This is a genomic window from Bradyrhizobium sp. USDA 4516, from assembly GCF_054055915.1.
Genome location: NZ_JBSRXT010000001.1, coordinates 3,686,031 through 3,699,313 on the forward strand (window position 1 = coordinate 3,686,031; position 13,283 = coordinate 3,699,313).

General features: G+C 64.7%; 14 protein-coding genes. 10 read left to right on the plus strand and 4 right to left on the minus strand.

The genetic code is table 11. From position 1 onward, the window contains the following. The first annotated feature begins 33 nt into the window (after positions 1-33). Together ACVI1L_RS16955 and ACVI1L_RS16960 are read left to right on the plus strand one after the other, a co-directional pair. Positions 34-306 carry a hypothetical protein gene (locus ACVI1L_RS16955; protein ID WP_456783333.1) on the plus strand — a complete coding sequence of 91 codons (273 nt, stop codon included), beginning with the start codon at positions 34-36 and terminating at the stop codon, positions 304-306. A 279-nt stretch (positions 307-585) separates the two neighbouring features. Further along, on the plus strand, positions 586-1,743 hold the full coding sequence (locus ACVI1L_RS16960; RefSeq protein WP_456783334.1) for an alpha/beta fold hydrolase: 1,158 nt from the start codon (positions 586-588) through the stop codon (positions 1,741-1,743). Positions 1,744-1,819: 76 nt separating this feature from the next. On the opposite strand, the gene ACVI1L_RS16965 is transcribed toward ACVI1L_RS16960, so the two are convergent. Together ACVI1L_RS16965 and ACVI1L_RS16970 are read right to left on the minus strand one after the other, a co-directional pair. Further along, complete coding sequence (locus ACVI1L_RS16965; protein ID WP_076832423.1) at positions 1,820-2,170, minus strand: RidA family protein; 351 nt, start codon at positions 2,168-2,170, stop codon at positions 1,820-1,822. Positions 2,171-2,290: 120 nt separating this feature from the next. After that, positions 2,291-3,748 carry a CDGSH iron-sulfur domain-containing protein gene (locus tag ACVI1L_RS16970; protein ID WP_456783335.1) on the minus strand — a complete coding sequence of 486 codons (1,458 nt, stop codon included), beginning with the start codon at positions 3,746-3,748 and terminating at the stop codon, positions 2,291-2,293. 105 nt (positions 3,749-3,853) lie between these two features. Here ACVI1L_RS16970 and ACVI1L_RS16975 point away from each other — a divergent pair, with 105 nt between their 5' ends. Together ACVI1L_RS16975 and ACVI1L_RS16980 are read left to right on the plus strand one after the other, a co-directional pair. Further along, entirely contained in the window at positions 3,854-4,201 is a 348-nt protein-coding gene (locus tag ACVI1L_RS16975; RefSeq protein WP_057016039.1) for a winged helix-turn-helix transcriptional regulator, read from the plus strand. A gap of 249 nt (positions 4,202-4,450) precedes the next feature. After that, positions 4,451-4,810 carry a hypothetical protein gene (locus ACVI1L_RS16980; protein ID WP_456783336.1) on the plus strand — a complete coding sequence of 120 codons (360 nt, stop codon included), beginning with the start codon at positions 4,451-4,453 and terminating at the stop codon, positions 4,808-4,810. Positions 4,811-4,889: 79 nt separating this feature from the next. Here ACVI1L_RS16980 and ACVI1L_RS16985 read toward each other — a convergent pair whose 3' ends face one another. Further along, positions 4,890-6,548, minus strand: a complete 1,659-nt coding sequence (locus tag ACVI1L_RS16985; protein WP_456783337.1) for an FAD-binding dehydrogenase — start codon at positions 6,546-6,548, stop codon at positions 4,890-4,892. 277 nt (positions 6,549-6,825) lie between these two features. Between ACVI1L_RS16985 and ACVI1L_RS16990 the strand changes: the two genes are divergently transcribed. The 5 genes from ACVI1L_RS16990 to ACVI1L_RS17010 all read left to right on the plus strand — a co-directional run bounded on the left by ACVI1L_RS16990 (position 6,826) and on the right by ACVI1L_RS17010 (position 11,212). After that, on the plus strand, positions 6,826-7,293 hold the full coding sequence (locus ACVI1L_RS16990; protein ID WP_057016040.1) for a hypothetical protein: 468 nt from the start codon (positions 6,826-6,828) through the stop codon (positions 7,291-7,293). A gap of 209 nt (positions 7,294-7,502) precedes the next feature. Beyond that, entirely contained in the window at positions 7,503-7,637 is a 135-nt protein-coding gene (locus ACVI1L_RS16995) for a hypothetical protein (RefSeq protein WP_276486903.1), read from the plus strand. Between the two features lie 18 nt (positions 7,638-7,655). Further along, positions 7,656-8,246: an SCO family protein gene (locus ACVI1L_RS17000; RefSeq protein WP_057016042.1), complete on the plus strand. Its 591-nt coding sequence runs from the start codon at positions 7,656-7,658 to the stop codon at positions 8,244-8,246. A gap of 154 nt (positions 8,247-8,400) precedes the next feature. Next, the gene (locus tag ACVI1L_RS17005; RefSeq protein WP_456783338.1) at positions 8,401-9,390 is read left to right on the plus strand and encodes a transporter substrate-binding domain-containing protein; all 990 of its coding nucleotides are present in this window, start codon (positions 8,401-8,403) and stop codon (positions 9,388-9,390) included. Between the two features lie 181 nt (positions 9,391-9,571). Next, on the plus strand, positions 9,572-11,212 hold the full coding sequence (locus ACVI1L_RS17010; protein ID WP_456783339.1) for a lysine--tRNA ligase: 1,641 nt from the start codon (positions 9,572-9,574) through the stop codon (positions 11,210-11,212). 12 nt (positions 11,213-11,224) lie between these two features. Here ACVI1L_RS17010 and ACVI1L_RS17015 read toward each other — a convergent pair whose 3' ends face one another. Then, complete coding sequence (locus ACVI1L_RS17015; protein ID WP_456783340.1) at positions 11,225-12,157, minus strand: 2-dehydropantoate 2-reductase; 933 nt, start codon at positions 12,155-12,157, stop codon at positions 11,225-11,227. A 260-nt stretch (positions 12,158-12,417) separates the two neighbouring features. On the opposite strand from ACVI1L_RS17015, the gene ACVI1L_RS17020 reads away from it, so the two are divergent. Next, positions 12,418-13,203 carry a class II aldolase/adducin family protein gene (locus tag ACVI1L_RS17020; RefSeq protein WP_225642150.1) on the plus strand — a complete coding sequence of 262 codons (786 nt, stop codon included), beginning with the start codon at positions 12,418-12,420 and terminating at the stop codon, positions 13,201-13,203. Positions 13,204-13,283: the final 80 nt, after the last annotated feature.

The following is a 13,283-nucleotide window of genomic DNA, read 5'->3' on the forward strand; positions in this document are numbered from 1 at the left end:
CCGGGCACGCGGTCGTATCGCAACGCGCAGTTCATGACGCCGGAGACGCGCTCGACCACGCACTTCTTCTGGAATTATCTGCACGATTTCGACATCGACAATCCGAACATTGCGCTGTCGCTGCGGCACAGCCTCGAGGAAGGGTTCAACGAGGACAAGGATATCATCGAGGCGCAGCAGCGCGTGTTCGACGCCGATCCGGACTATCAGCTGCTCGCGATCGGCGCTGATGCCCCGCTGACCTATTTCCGCTGGCTGTTCGCGCGCAAGCTCGAGGCGGAGAAGGGCACGGCGCGCGCCGCCTAGGGCGTGATCCGGAAAAGTGTGAAGCGGTTTTCCGAAAAGATCATGCTCAAACAAGGAGCTAAAGCGCGATGATGATTCAACCCAATCTCATCGCGCTTTAGTCCGTTGCAACTACGGACGTTTGCTGCTTGGCAGCAAGCGGCGCCGGGGTCGCGAGATCGTGACATCCCGGCGTGGCTGCCGCTCCAGCCGGTTTGGCGTAAACTGATCCGACCTGAATTTGTCGGCGTGAAGGTGACCCGCGTTGGCCAGACCATCCCGGTAGCGATCAATCGGTGAATGAGCTTGCCCGAAAAGACGGATCGATCGGATCGAAGTGCGAGCACCAGCTGGGCGCAGGACGCCTGGCTATGGCCGTTTGAAGCCGCGCGATTGGCGCTGGACATATACTCGCAGTGGTACCCTAACCGTCCGCCCGAGCCCACGGATTCGCCGGGCGAAGCGGCGGCGCTGCCCTGGACGACAGCCCATTCGGTCGCGCTTCAGCTGCCGTCGATGTGCCTGCTGGATTTCTCGAGAGCGGCCGAAGGCCGGCCGCTGCTGGTCTGCGCGCCCTATGCGCTGCATCGCGCGCAGATTGCGGATCTTGCCCCCGGCCACAGCCTGATGGAGGCGTTGCAGAAGGCCGGCGTTGCGCGTCTCTATCTCACGGATTGGCGCTCGGCGGCACCGGAGATGCGATATTTCTCGATCGACACCTTTCTGTCCGATCTCAACGTGGCCGTCGACACGATCGGGCCGCCGGTCGACCTTGCAGGTCTCTGTCAGGGCGGCTGGCTGTCGTTGCTCTATGCGGCGCGCTTTCCCGGCAAGGTACGGCGGCTTGTGCTTGCCGGCAGCCCGGTCGACGTCTCGGTACCGTCGGAGCTTTCCCGGATGGTCGCCTCGCTTCCATCGCAAGGCTTCGAGGCGCTGGTCCGTCAGGGGGATGGGATCATCAGCGGCAAGCACATGCTGCAGGCCTGGAGCATCCCGTTCACCATGCGTGACGCGGAAGCGGCGCTGCAGAGGCGGCTCGACCGCAATTCGGAGGATGCGCGGGCGTTGCTCGATCGCTTCACGCGCTGGAATGACGAGACGCTCGATCTGCCGGGCACCTACTACCTCGAAGTGACCGACTGGATCTTTCGCCAGAACCGGATCGCGGCCGGAGACTTCGTTGCGCTTGGCTGCAAGGTCGATCTCGCTGCCGTGAAGCAGCCCGTCTTCCTGCTCGCCGCAGAGAACGACATCGTTGTTCCGTCCGACCAGGCATTTGCGACAGCGCGGCTCTTGGCCACGCCGCCCGCGTGGCTGCAATGCCATACCGAGCCGTGTGGTCACCTCGGACTGTTCATGGGCTGCAAGGCTCTCGCCGGTTCATGGCGCCGGATTGCCCGCTGGCTTCAGTCCGATCTCGGTGAGGCTGCGGGCGAGCGAGCGCGGATCAGCGCGTGAGTGCTAGATGAAAATGCCCCGAATTGCGCTTTGCAATCCGGGGCATCCGGTATCCTTTGGATGACGTGCGTCGCGTCTATTTCGCCGCGACAACCATGATCTCGACATTGTACTGCGGCGCCGCCAGCTTGGCCTCGACGGTGGCGCGGGCCGGGGTGTTGCCCTGCGAGACCCAGCCGTCCCACACCGCGTTCATTTCCGGGAACGTCTTCATGTCGGTGATGTAGATCGTCGCGCTGAGCAGCTTCGACTTGTCGGTGCCGGCCTTGGCGAGGTGGCCGTCGATGATCGCCAGGATGTCCTTGGTCTGGTCGGTGACGCTGCCGCCCGCGGCCTTGCCGGCGACGACGCCGGCGAGATAGACGGTGTTGCCGTGCACGACGGCCTGGCTCATGCGCGGGCCGGTTTCGAAACGCTGAATGCTCATTTGGGTCTCCACTGAATGGCGGGCACTGTCTAACCTGCCGGAGCGAGCGCCGCCACTGCACAATTTGCAGCGCCGTTCACAGAAATCGCTCGAAATTGCTCCGAGATCGGCTCGGCGCAATCAGGTCGGCGGATTCTGCCCATTCGCCCAGCGCGCGAACAGTGCCACTCGCTCGGCCGGCCAGGCGCCATCGCAGGGCATGGTCCCGGCCTTGAGCCGTGCCAGGATTTGTTGGCAGTGCCTGGCGACATCCGCCTCGTTCCAGAGATCGAAGGCGAACAGCATCGAACTGCGGTCCATCGGCCGGAACAACGGCCGGATGTGCTGCTCGAACTGCACGGCCTCGTCGGGACCGGGGAGTGCCACGCTGATGTCGTTCGCGGCCTGCGCATCGCTCGCCGTTGCGGACGGCCGCGCAGCGGGCGTTGCGTTGCAGACCCACCACCATCGCGGCACCGGCATGTTCGGCGGCGGTGTCGCGCCGGCGCCGGAATTCTCCACCGCGATGCGCGAGCCCCATTCGATATAGGCGACGAAGGCGGCGCGGAATTCCGGATCGCTCGGTAAGCCCGCATCGTCGGCACTCTGCACCATGTAGGTCGCCCACAATGCGCGCTGCTCCGGCCGGATCTCCTTGCCGATGTGCTGCGACACCATCCGCCGATAGCCGCCATAGCGCTCGGTGTAGAAGCGCGGGCCGCCGAACACCTCGCTGAGCCACGCCGCCACCCGCTCCGGATGGTCCGGCGACATCTCGGCGAACAGCGGACCGAGCAGCGGATCTTCCGGCACGTAACGGCTGTAGAAGATGCGCGTCATGTCGAGCAGCGCCGGATAGCCGCCGGCCCATTCGAACAGCGTCGGCTCGCGCATCGGATCGGGATCGGGAACGGGATCGCGAAACGCAACGCTCCAGTGCATGCCGCTGCAAAACGGCTTGTTCAGCGACGCGCCGCAGCGGCACAGGCTGGCATGCTCTTGCGACGCGCCCGCGTTCTGCACGATTGCCGTGCCATCCTCATCGACCAGTTCGACATGGCCGGTGACGCGATAGGGCCCGTCTTTCGACACTTCGATCTGCGGCGGCCGGCTGACGTCAGACAGGCTGGCGTCACGCTTGGGGCCGATACCGATGCCAAGCGCGCCCGACGGGCATCTGCGCACCGCGTTGAGGAGGTCGTCGAGGCGCGCCCCGCTGGGCGCGATGAAAGGCTGCTCGCCGAGATGAAACACGGAGGTGAGCCGGTCGGTGCAGAAGCCGGAATGCGCGCAGGTGCCACGATTGTCGAACACGAACGCCTGCTGCCCGGCATAAACCTCGAGCTTGTCCGGTGCGCGCCGCGGATCCCTGGTGTGGGTGAAGCCGCGCGCGACGTGGCTGTCGTCGCAGAACGGCCTGGTCTGCGACTGTCCGCAGCGGCACAGCCGCACCGGGACCTCCGTTGCGATAGGCACGCCGAGATGATCGACGATCGGAATGCCGGGCTCCGGTTCGTAAGGCCCGTTGCGTCTGACGACGATGCGCTTGCGCGGCTGTTGCTTGTCGCGTGGACCCTGGGCGGAATTGTCGTCTGTCATGCCTTGCAATGATCCCTGAACTCGCCCAACCCGTGCAATGCGTGCTTAGATGGATCGATGGCGGCTCTCAACGAACCAGATGGAAAGTGCCGCGGGAGAGTTGCAATGATCCGCAAGACCAAGCGCAAATATGGTTGCCCGGTCGAGTTCTCGATCGATCAGCTCAGCGGCAAATGGAAGACCGTGATCCTGAGCCGGCTGAAGGTCCGGCCGATGCGCTACGGCGAATTGCGCCACGACATCCCGCAGCTCAGCGACAAGGTGTTGACCGAGCGCCTGCGCGATCTCTGCAATTCAGGCTTCGTCAGGCAGGAGCGCGGCGGCGGCTCCTCGCGCTATTGCCTGACCAAGCGCGGCGAGATGCTGAAGCCGATGCTGCAGGCACTCTACGATTGGGGCGAAGCCAACGCCGATACGTTCGGCGTCCGCTTCCTCAGCGCGGAGGCGGACTAGGGCGAGGCGTGATTTCGGAATATTCGAATAATGCTCCTGAGTTGCCCGACGTGTCAAGTCGCTTGGTCGAACGGGGCCACCGGCGGCTACTTTGCATGGGGTTGTTTTCGATATTTTGCCGGCGCCTCCCGGCGACGGTCCCGTAAGTTCATGCTGCACCGGTCGAGAGAGCGGATCTCCGGCCGGAACCTTAAGCAAGGAGAGCGCGTTCTCGCGGGATGTTGGGGGTAATCAACACAAGGAATGCTCATGCACATCCGCATCTCTACGGCATCCGTCATCGTTGCGGCGCTCTCGCTTGGAACACCTGCCTGGGCGCAGGTGCAGGGAACGCAACCGAAGGCGATGCCGCAGGCTCAATCTGATCAGCCCACCGCCATCCGGAGCATCCAGGTCGTGGACATCAAGGAACTCAAGCCCGACGCCCGGTCGAAGGTCGAGGCAGTCGTCGCAAAGGCAAGCGAAGACGACCTGCGGAACCTTCGCGGTTCCATCGACGCGTCTGAAGAAGCAGTATCCGCGCTGAAGGCGAAGGGCCTCAGCTCGGCACAAGTTGTCGCGGTCAATCTCACCAACGGCGTCCTGACGCTTTTCACCAAGACCGCCTGAACAAATTCGGACTCAGCAAATCGAGGCCCGCCGGTTCTCGCCGGCGGGCCTCAACGACCACATCAGGGAAAGGCGCTCTTTAGTTCACCGCCTTCGCCGCCGCGCGTCCCGCGTTGCGGCCCGAGAACAGGCAGCCGCCGAGGAACGTGCCTTCCAGCGAGCGATAGCCGTGCACGCCGCCGCCGCCGAAGCCGGCGGCTTCGCCGGCCGCGTAGAGGCCGCGGATGATCTGGTGATCCCTGCCGAATACGCGCGAATCGAGATCCGTCTCGAACCCGCCGAGCGTCTTGCGGGTGAGGATGTTGAGCTTCACCGCGATCAGCGGGCCGTGCTCGGGATCGAGGATCCGGTGCGGCTTCGCGGTGCGGATCAATTTGTCGCCGATATAGCGCCGCGCATTGTGCAGGTTCATGACCTGCGCATCCTTGACGTAGGGGTTGGTGATCTCGCGGTCGCGCGCCTCGATCTGGGTTTTGATGGCGTCGAGCTGCAACAGGTCGTTGCCTGCGAGCTTGTTCATGGCACCGACGAGGTCGGCGAGATTGTCGCGCACGATGAAGTCGGCGCCGTGCTGCTTGAACGCCTCCACCGGCGCCGGCGCGCCCTTGTTGGTGGCGCGCTTGATCGTCATGCGCCAGCTCTTGCCGGTGAGGTCGGGGTTCTGCTCGGAGCCGGACAGCGCGAACTCCTTCTTGATGATGCTCTGGGTCAGGATGAACCACGAATAATCGTAGCCGGTGCCCATGATGTAGTGCAGTTGCCCGAGCGTGTCGGAGCCCGGGAACAGCGGCGCTGGCAGCCGCTTGCCCGTCGCGTCGAACCACAGCGACGACGGTCCCGGTAGGATCCGGATGCCGTGACGCGGCCAGATCGGGTTCCAGTTCCGGATGCCCTCGACATAGTGCCACATGCGGTCGCGGTTGATTAGCCGGCCGCCCGCCGCCTCGGTGATGCCGATCATGCGGCCGTCGACATGTTCGGGCACGCCGGAGATCATGAATTTGGGCGGCTCGCCGAGCCGCTTCGGCCAGTTCTGCCGCACCAGATCATGATTGCCGCCGATGCCGCCGGACGCGACGATCACGGCTGGCGCGCGGAAGGAAAAATCGCCGACGACGTTGCGCGAGGAACTCTTGCCGCGCTCGACCGAGCTCGGTTCCAGGATCGCGCCGCTGACGCCGTCGACCACACCGTTGGTGACACTGAGCGCATCGACGCGGTGGCGGAACTTGAATACCAGCCGTCCGCTTTTCGCGGCTTCGCGCGCGCGGCGTTCGAACGGCTCGACGATGCCGGGTCCGGTGCCCCAGGTGACGTGGAAGCGCGGCACCGAATTGCCATGGCCCATCGCGTCGTAACCGCCGCGCTCGGCCCAGCCGACCACCGGGAAGATGCGATGGCCCATGGCACGCAGCCAGTCGCGCTTCTCGCCCGCAGCGAATGCGACATAGGCCTCGGCCCATTTGCGCGGCCAGTAATCCTCTTCGCGATCGAAACCGGCGGTGCCCATCCAGTCCTGTAATGCGAGCTCGACCGAATCCTTGATGCCGAGCCGGCGCTGCTCCGGCGAATCGACCAGGAACAGGCCGCCAAACGACCAGAAGGCCTGGCCGCCGATGCTTTGTTCCCCTTCCTGGTCGAGCACGATGACGCGCTTGCCTGCGTCGGCGATCTCGGTTGCGGCCACGAGACCGGCAAGCCCCGCGCCAATCACGATCACATCTGCATCGTCAGCCATGTTCAGGTCCCCGTCCTGCCGAGATTCAAGACCGCCTCATTGAGTGCGGTCAACGCCAAATGGACCTTGCCTGTGGCGGCGGAGCACCAAGCACGTGCGCCGCGTTGTTCCAGTTTGGGACCTTTCCCCAGTCCCACTGCAGCGTGCGCGCAACACCCAATTTGAATTTGTTTTGACCGGCTTCGCTCGTCTGGACAAAAATCCGCGCGCGCAACACGCTCACGATTGTCTTGCATCACAGACCAAACAGATTCGGTTTCGACTGGGGCTGGCCAAAATGAAGTTGATGACGGGGTTGCTCGCTGCGGTTCTCCTGCTGGCGGGAATGGGGGTGTCTCAAGCTGTAGTCAGGATCGCCGACGATCGCGGCGGCAAGATCGGCGTCTATGTCGACAGGTATCAGGACCTGCGGACTTCGGGCGAGACGGTCATCATCGACGGGCTGTGTGCCTCGGCCTGCACCATCGTGCTCGGCAAGGTTCCTCACGACCGGATCTGTGTGACCTCGCACGCCAGCCTCGGCTTCCACGCAGCCTGGGATTACGGCGATAACGGCCGCCCGGTCCCCAATCCCGAAGCCACCCATATGCTGTACCTGATGTATCCGCCGGCGGTACGCAGATGGATTTCGGGGCGTGGTGGCCTGACCCGGCGCATGATCTTCCTGCGCGGCAAGCAACTGCAGGCGCTGTACAAGCCGTGCTATCTCAACGCCCAGGCCTCGGCGCCGAAGCCCGCGCACTAAGCTCCGGCTGCTTCTCTGTTTGACCCTCGTCGGCCATTGGCCTCGGCAGACGCCGGGGCATGAACGCGCCGGCACCGGATTAGCTCGCCATCATTTGACGGCCTGCGGGCGCCATTGCGCTTGCTGCCTGCCGGAACCCGGCTTATCTCAGCCTCATGGTTCAGCCGATCTCCACCCGATCCGAGCTCGTAACGGCTCCACAGACCCGGGTGGCGTCTGCGATCCTGTGGGGTGCGGCCGGTATCGGCGGATTGGCCCTGCTTGCCGCTGCCGCGCTCTGGTTCCACTACGGGACCGCGGTGTTTTTCGAAATGATCACGGCCGGCATCTCCGCCTGCTTCTGACAAGGACGCCCTCGCATCATGCCCCGGACCACGCGCCCATTGGTGATCTTCGCTGCCTTCGCGGGCAGTCTGGCGGTCGGCCTGTTCCTCATGCTGTGGGCGATCGGCGGCTTGCGCACCGTTGCCGCGCCGGCCGCGATCGGCGGGGCGTTCCAGCTCACCGACCAGTCCGGCCAGACCGTTACCGACAAGAACCTCCAGGGCAAGCCGACCCTGATTTTCTTCGGATTCACCCATTGCCCGGATATCTGCCCGACCTCGCTGTTCGAGATCTCGGAGGTCCTGAAGGCGATGGGCAAGGACGCCGATCGCGTGAATGCCTATTTCGTCTCGGTCGATCCGGAACGCGACACCGCCACCGCAATGAAGGATTACCTGTCGAGCTTCGATCCGCACCTCAAGGGCCTGACCGGCGATCCCGCCGCGATCGCCAAGGTCCTGTCGAGCTATCGTGTCTACGCCAAGAAAGTGCCGCTGAAGGATGGCGACTACACGATGGACCACACCGCGCTGATCTATCTGATGGACCGCGACGGTCATTTCGTCGCGCCGTTCAATCTGAAACGGACGCCGGAAGAAGCGGCGGCCGATCTCAAACGGTACCTCTGATCGCCATTTCCGGTTCAGAATTAACCCAATCGGCGCTCGCTTCAGGCGCCGATTCGGCTATAAGCCGTTCAATTTCCTGAAATTGCCGGTTATGCCAAGTCCGCCTGTCCAGCCCTTTGCCGTCCGTTCGCGCCAGCTTCGCCTGGCCGCGGGCATGATCGCGGCTGCCTTGCTGGCCTTGGCATACCCTGCAATTGCACAGACACCCCCCGCACAGGCGCCAGCAGCCAAGACGGCTCCTGCTCCGGCTCCGCCCACCAAGGCGGCCCCCGCACAAGCGACACCTTCGGCGCCGGCTGCACCGCAGGCAGCGCCTGCGGCCCCCGCGGCAACCCAGGCGGCCCCGACCCTGCCGCCCAAGGCCGCCGCCGAGGCCGCGCCGCAGGCGGTGCCGGGTTTCTGGGACCCGCGGCGCCGGCCGGACCGCCCGGACCTGTCGCGCCTCACCGTGATCCGCTTTCTGACCGAGACCGACTATCCGCCGTTCAATTTCACCGGTCCCGACGGCAATCCGGCCGGTTTCAACGTCGACCTGGCGCGCGCGCTCTGCGACGAGATCAAGGTCACCTGCACCATCCAGATGCGCCGCTTCGAGACCCTGATCGATGCCCTGGCGACCAACCGGGGCGACGCCATCATCGCGTCGATGGCCGTGACGCCGCAGCTGCGCGCCAAGGTCGATTTCACCGATCCCTATTACCGCGCGCCGGCCCGCTTCGTGTCGCGCCGTGACAACGCGATGCCGGAAATCCGCCCGGAATATCTCGAGGGCAAGAAGGTCGGCGTCATCGCCGGGACCTCGCACGAGGCCTACCTCAAGGCGATGTTCACCGACGCCGAGATCCATTCCTATCCGGATAACGACGCGCTGCGCGCGGCGCTGCGCCGCGGCGAGGTCGACTTCATCTTCGGCGATGCGATCTCGCTCGCGTTCTGGATCAACGGCACCGATTCCGCCGAATGCTGCGCCTTTGCCGGCGGCCCCTTTGTCGAGAGCCGCTATTTCGGCGAGGGCGTCGGCATCGCCGTCCGCAAGGGCAACGACCTGCTCCGGCAGTCGCTGAACTGGGCGCTGTTCCGGATCTGGGAAAAAGGCCGCTTCACCGATCTGTGGCTGCGCTATTTCTCGGTCAGCCCGTTCTGAGTTCGTCATTCCGGGATGGTCCGTAGGACCAGACCTCAGGGGTGCAATTGCACCCCGGGGAATCTCGAGATTCCGGGTCCGATGCTGCGCATCGCCCCGGAATGACGACAAACGTCCCGTCGTTTTGCATTTTGCCGCGAAAGCGTTAGTTTTCGCGGCCTTTTTGGAGAGAACCTGAGGAATGTCCGTGATTGATCCTTCTGCCAGCCCGAGCGACCTGCGGGCGCTCGCCGAACAATCCAACGCCTGGCCGTTCGAGCAGGCGAAAGCGATTGTGGCGCGGCTGAAGAAAAATCCCAAGGACGAGGTGCTGTTCGAGACCGGCTACGGCCCGTCGGGCCTGCCGCATATCGGCACGTTCGGCGAAGTCGCGCGCACCACGATGGTGCGCCACGCCTTCCGCGTGCTCACCGAGGACAAGATCAAGACGCGCCTGCTCGCCTTCTCCGACGACATGGACGGCCTGCGCAAGGTGCCGGACAACGTGCCGAACAAGGAGCTGCTGGAGCAGCATCTCGGCAAGCCGCTGACCAAGGTGCCCGATCCGTTCGGCACCCATCCGAGCTTTGGCCAGCACAACAATGCGCGGCTGCGCGCCTTTCTCGACCAGTTCGGCTTCGACTACGAGTTCGCGAGTTCGACCGAGTACTACACCTCCGGCCGCTTCGATGCCGCGCTGCTGCGCATGCTGGAGCGGATCGAGAAGGTGATGGCGATCATGCTGCCGTCGCTGCGTGAGGAGCGCGCGGCGAGCTACTCGCCGTTCCTGCCGATCTGTCCGCGCACCGGCCTTGTGCTCTACGTGCCGGTGACGGCGCATGACGCCAAGGCCGGCACGATCTCGTATGAAGACCCCGATAGCAAGGAGACCGTCACGGTTCCTGTCACCGGCGGCCGCTGCAAGCTGCAATGGAAGCCGGACTGGGCGATGCGCTGGTACGCGCTCGGTGTCGACTATGAAATGGCCGGCAAGGACCTGATCGACTCGGTGAAGCTGTCGGGCAAGATCTGCTCGGCGCTCGGCGGCACGCCGCCGGAAGGTTTCAACTACGAACTGTTCCTCGACGAGAAGGGCCAGAAGATCTCGAAGTCGAAGGGCAACGGCCTGACGATCGACGAGTGGCTGCGCTATGCCTCGCCGGAATCGCTGTCGCTGTTCATGTATCGCGAACCCAAGGCGGCGAAGCGGCTCTATTTCGACGTCATTCCGCGCAATGTCGACGACTACCAGCAATTCCTCGACGGCTTCACGCGGCAGGAAGCGCGGCAGCAGCTGCAGAATCCGGTCTGGCACATCCATTCCGGCAAGCCGCCGCAGGCCGACATGCCCGTCACCTTCCAGCTGCTGCTGACGCTGGTGTCGTCGTCGAACGCGGAGAATGCCGAGACACTGTGGGGCTTCATCGGCCGCTACCGGCCGGGCGTGACGCCGCAGACCCATCCGAAGCTCGATGCGATGGTCGGCTACGCCATCAACTACTATCGCGACTTCGTGGCGCCGACCAAGCAGTTCCGCGAGCCGACCGAGGGAGAGCGCGCCGCGCTGCAGGATCTGCGCGATGCGCTCGCCAACATGCCGGCGAACGCGAGCGCGGAAGACATCCAGAACGTGGTCTATGAGATCGGCCGCCGCGAGCCGTTCCTCGACATGGTCAAGAAGGGCAAGGACGGCCGTCCGGGCGTCTCGCTCGACTGGTTCAACATGCTCTACCAGGTGCTGCTCGGCCAGGAGAAGGGCCCGCGCTTCGGCTCCTTCGTCGCGGTCTACGGCGTGCAGAACGCGGTCAACATGATCGACGGCGCGCTGGCGCGGTCGTCGTAGGGATCGCGCCGCTCATCGCCGCTCGGCCTGCGCCGCGTCGCGCAGGCCGTCGCTGGTGGCGCGCAACAGCGTCAGCAGCAGGCCGTTGAGCGGCGTCGGCACGCCGTGCCGTTCGCCGGCCGCGACGATCGCGCCGGTGAGAGCGTCGGCTTCGAACGGGCGTCCCGCGACACGATCGAAATACATCGAGGTGCCGGCGTCTGGCGGATAGGTCAACAACGTCGCCAGCATCAGCTCGGCCTCGTCGGGCGCGAGCTGGGCGCCGTCGGCGCGGCCGACATTCGCGGCCTCCTCGAGGATGGCGCGGCACAACGCCTTGACGTCCGCGCGGCGGAACACCGCCTGCCGCTGCAAGGTGAGCGCGGTGATCGGATTGGCGACCGCATTGAGCAGAAGCTTGCGCCACGCCAGCGTGGTGAAATCGGCGGAGCGCCGCACGCGCATCGCCGTGCCATCCAGCAGCGCTTCGAACGCGCGTCCGTCTGTGTCATCGGCAACCGCGAATTCATGCTCGCCGGCGCGGCGGAAACGGACGCGATCCGGCGCCAGCCGCTCGCCGTTGTAATAGACGATGGTCGGCACGACCGTGGCGGCGCCGACCAATGGCGCCAGCCGCTCCGCGTGGCCGATGCCGTTCTGCAGCACCGCGACGCGCGTCCGCGGCCCGCACAGCCTTTGCAGCCAGGGCGCGCTCGATTCCGTGTCCTGCGCCTTGGTCGACAACAACACCCAGTCGACCGGCGTAGCCGCTGCCGGATCGGTGAGGGCGCGCAGCGGCACTTCCACCGTGCCCTCCGCCCGCTCGACCGTGAGCCGATCGAGCGGCCGCCGGACACAGGCGATCACGTCATGCTTGTCGACCGCGCGCAGCAGGCCGGCGATGATGCCGCCGATGCTGCCGAGGCCGACGATGGCGATGGTCTTGCGGTCGGATGGTCCTGTCATTGCGTAACTCTGGGCTTTGCGGAGTGTGTTACGTTGGGTTGGAAAGTGCAGGCCGCTCATGTGGCTTTCCGCCGCAGCCAACGAAGCCGCCGATCCGCGGTCTTCGCAGCGCATCATCACATAATGACGCCGAGCCCGCAAAATTCGGATAGCAGGCCATCGGCAATTTCACCGGAGCCTGGCGCCGGATTGCGCTACACTTGTATCCATAAAATCAGCACGGCCTCCGCCGAGAGGCCGGCACAGATGGGAGCATGCGCATGCAGTTCAGGGTTTCGCCGACATCGCTGCAGGACAGTTCGAGCGCCGAGGAATGGCAGGCGCGGGTCGATCTCGCGGCGGCGCATCGGCTCGCCTACATCCACGGCTTTTCGGAAGGTATCTTCAACCACCTCACCTTGGTGGTGCCCGGCCGCACCGACCGCTACTACCAGATCCCGTTCGGCATGCACTGGTCGGAGGTGACAGCATCCTCCTTCATGGAGGTCGGCATCGACGATGCCGAGGTGAAGCGCGGCGAGGGTGAGGTCGAGCGCTCCTGCTATTGCATCCATGCGCCGATCCACAAGGCGCTGCCGCAGGCCAAGGCGGTGTTCCACACCCACATGCCCTATGCGAGCGCGCTGACGCGGCTCGAGGATCCGCGGATCAAGGAGATCGGCCAGACCGAGGTCGGGCTGTCGGAGGCGATTGCCTATGACGATCTCTACACCGGCCCCGCGCTTGATCCAGAGGAAGGCGCGCGGCTCGCCAGGGTGATCGGCAACAAGACCATTCTGTTCATGGCCAATCACGGCATCTCGACCGTCGGCGAGACGGTCGCCGATGCCTATGACCGGCTCTATTACATCGAGCGCGCCGCACAGGTGCAGATCTACGCGATGTGGACCCAGCAGCCGCTCAAGCAATTGCCGCAGCATGTGGTGGAGAAGACCAAGCGCGATTTCCGCGACGACCATCTCTACAACGGCCCGTCCCCGGCGCAGCGGCATTTCGATGCGCTGAAGCGGATGCTGGATCGCAAGGAACCGGACTACGCGACGTAATTCGTGTCAAACTCCACCGTCGCCCCTGCGAAACAGATCGTGCAACATATTCGCTGTCGTCCCGGCGAAGGCCGGGACCC

What these genes read in the sequence shown, in the direction of transcription:
- ACVI1L_RS16955 (WP_456783333.1), top strand. Translation starts at nt 34, where the DNA reads ATGACGCCGGAGACGCGCTCGACCACGCACTTCTTCTGGAATTATCTG.
- ACVI1L_RS16960 (WP_456783334.1), top strand. Translation starts at nt 586, where the DNA reads ATGAGCTTGCCCGAAAAGACGGATCGATCGGATCGAAGTGCGAGCACC.
- ACVI1L_RS16965 (WP_076832423.1), bottom strand. Translation starts at nt 2,170, where the DNA reads ATGAGCATTCAGCGTTTCGAAACCGGCCCGCGCATGAGCCAGGCCGTC.
- ACVI1L_RS16970 (WP_456783335.1), bottom strand. Translation starts at nt 3,748, where the DNA reads ATGACAGACGACAATTCCGCCCAGGGTCCACGCGACAAGCAACAGCCG.
- ACVI1L_RS16975 (WP_057016039.1), top strand. Translation starts at nt 3,854, where the DNA reads ATGATCCGCAAGACCAAGCGCAAATATGGTTGCCCGGTCGAGTTCTCG.
- ACVI1L_RS16980 (WP_456783336.1), top strand. Translation starts at nt 4,451, where the DNA reads ATGCACATCCGCATCTCTACGGCATCCGTCATCGTTGCGGCGCTCTCG.
- ACVI1L_RS16985 (WP_456783337.1), bottom strand. Translation starts at nt 6,548, where the DNA reads ATGGCTGACGATGCAGATGTGATCGTGATTGGCGCGGGGCTTGCCGGT.
- ACVI1L_RS16990 (WP_057016040.1), top strand. Translation starts at nt 6,826, where the DNA reads ATGAAGTTGATGACGGGGTTGCTCGCTGCGGTTCTCCTGCTGGCGGGA.
- ACVI1L_RS17000 (WP_057016042.1), top strand. Translation starts at nt 7,656, where the DNA reads ATGCCCCGGACCACGCGCCCATTGGTGATCTTCGCTGCCTTCGCGGGC.
- ACVI1L_RS17005 (WP_456783338.1), top strand. Translation starts at nt 8,401, where the DNA reads ATGATCGCGGCTGCCTTGCTGGCCTTGGCATACCCTGCAATTGCACAG.
- ACVI1L_RS17010 (WP_456783339.1), top strand. Translation starts at nt 9,572, where the DNA reads ATGTCCGTGATTGATCCTTCTGCCAGCCCGAGCGACCTGCGGGCGCTC.
- ACVI1L_RS17015 (WP_456783340.1), bottom strand. Translation starts at nt 12,157, where the DNA reads ATGACAGGACCATCCGACCGCAAGACCATCGCCATCGTCGGCCTCGGC.
- ACVI1L_RS17020 (WP_225642150.1), top strand. Translation starts at nt 12,418, where the DNA reads ATGCAGTTCAGGGTTTCGCCGACATCGCTGCAGGACAGTTCGAGCGCC.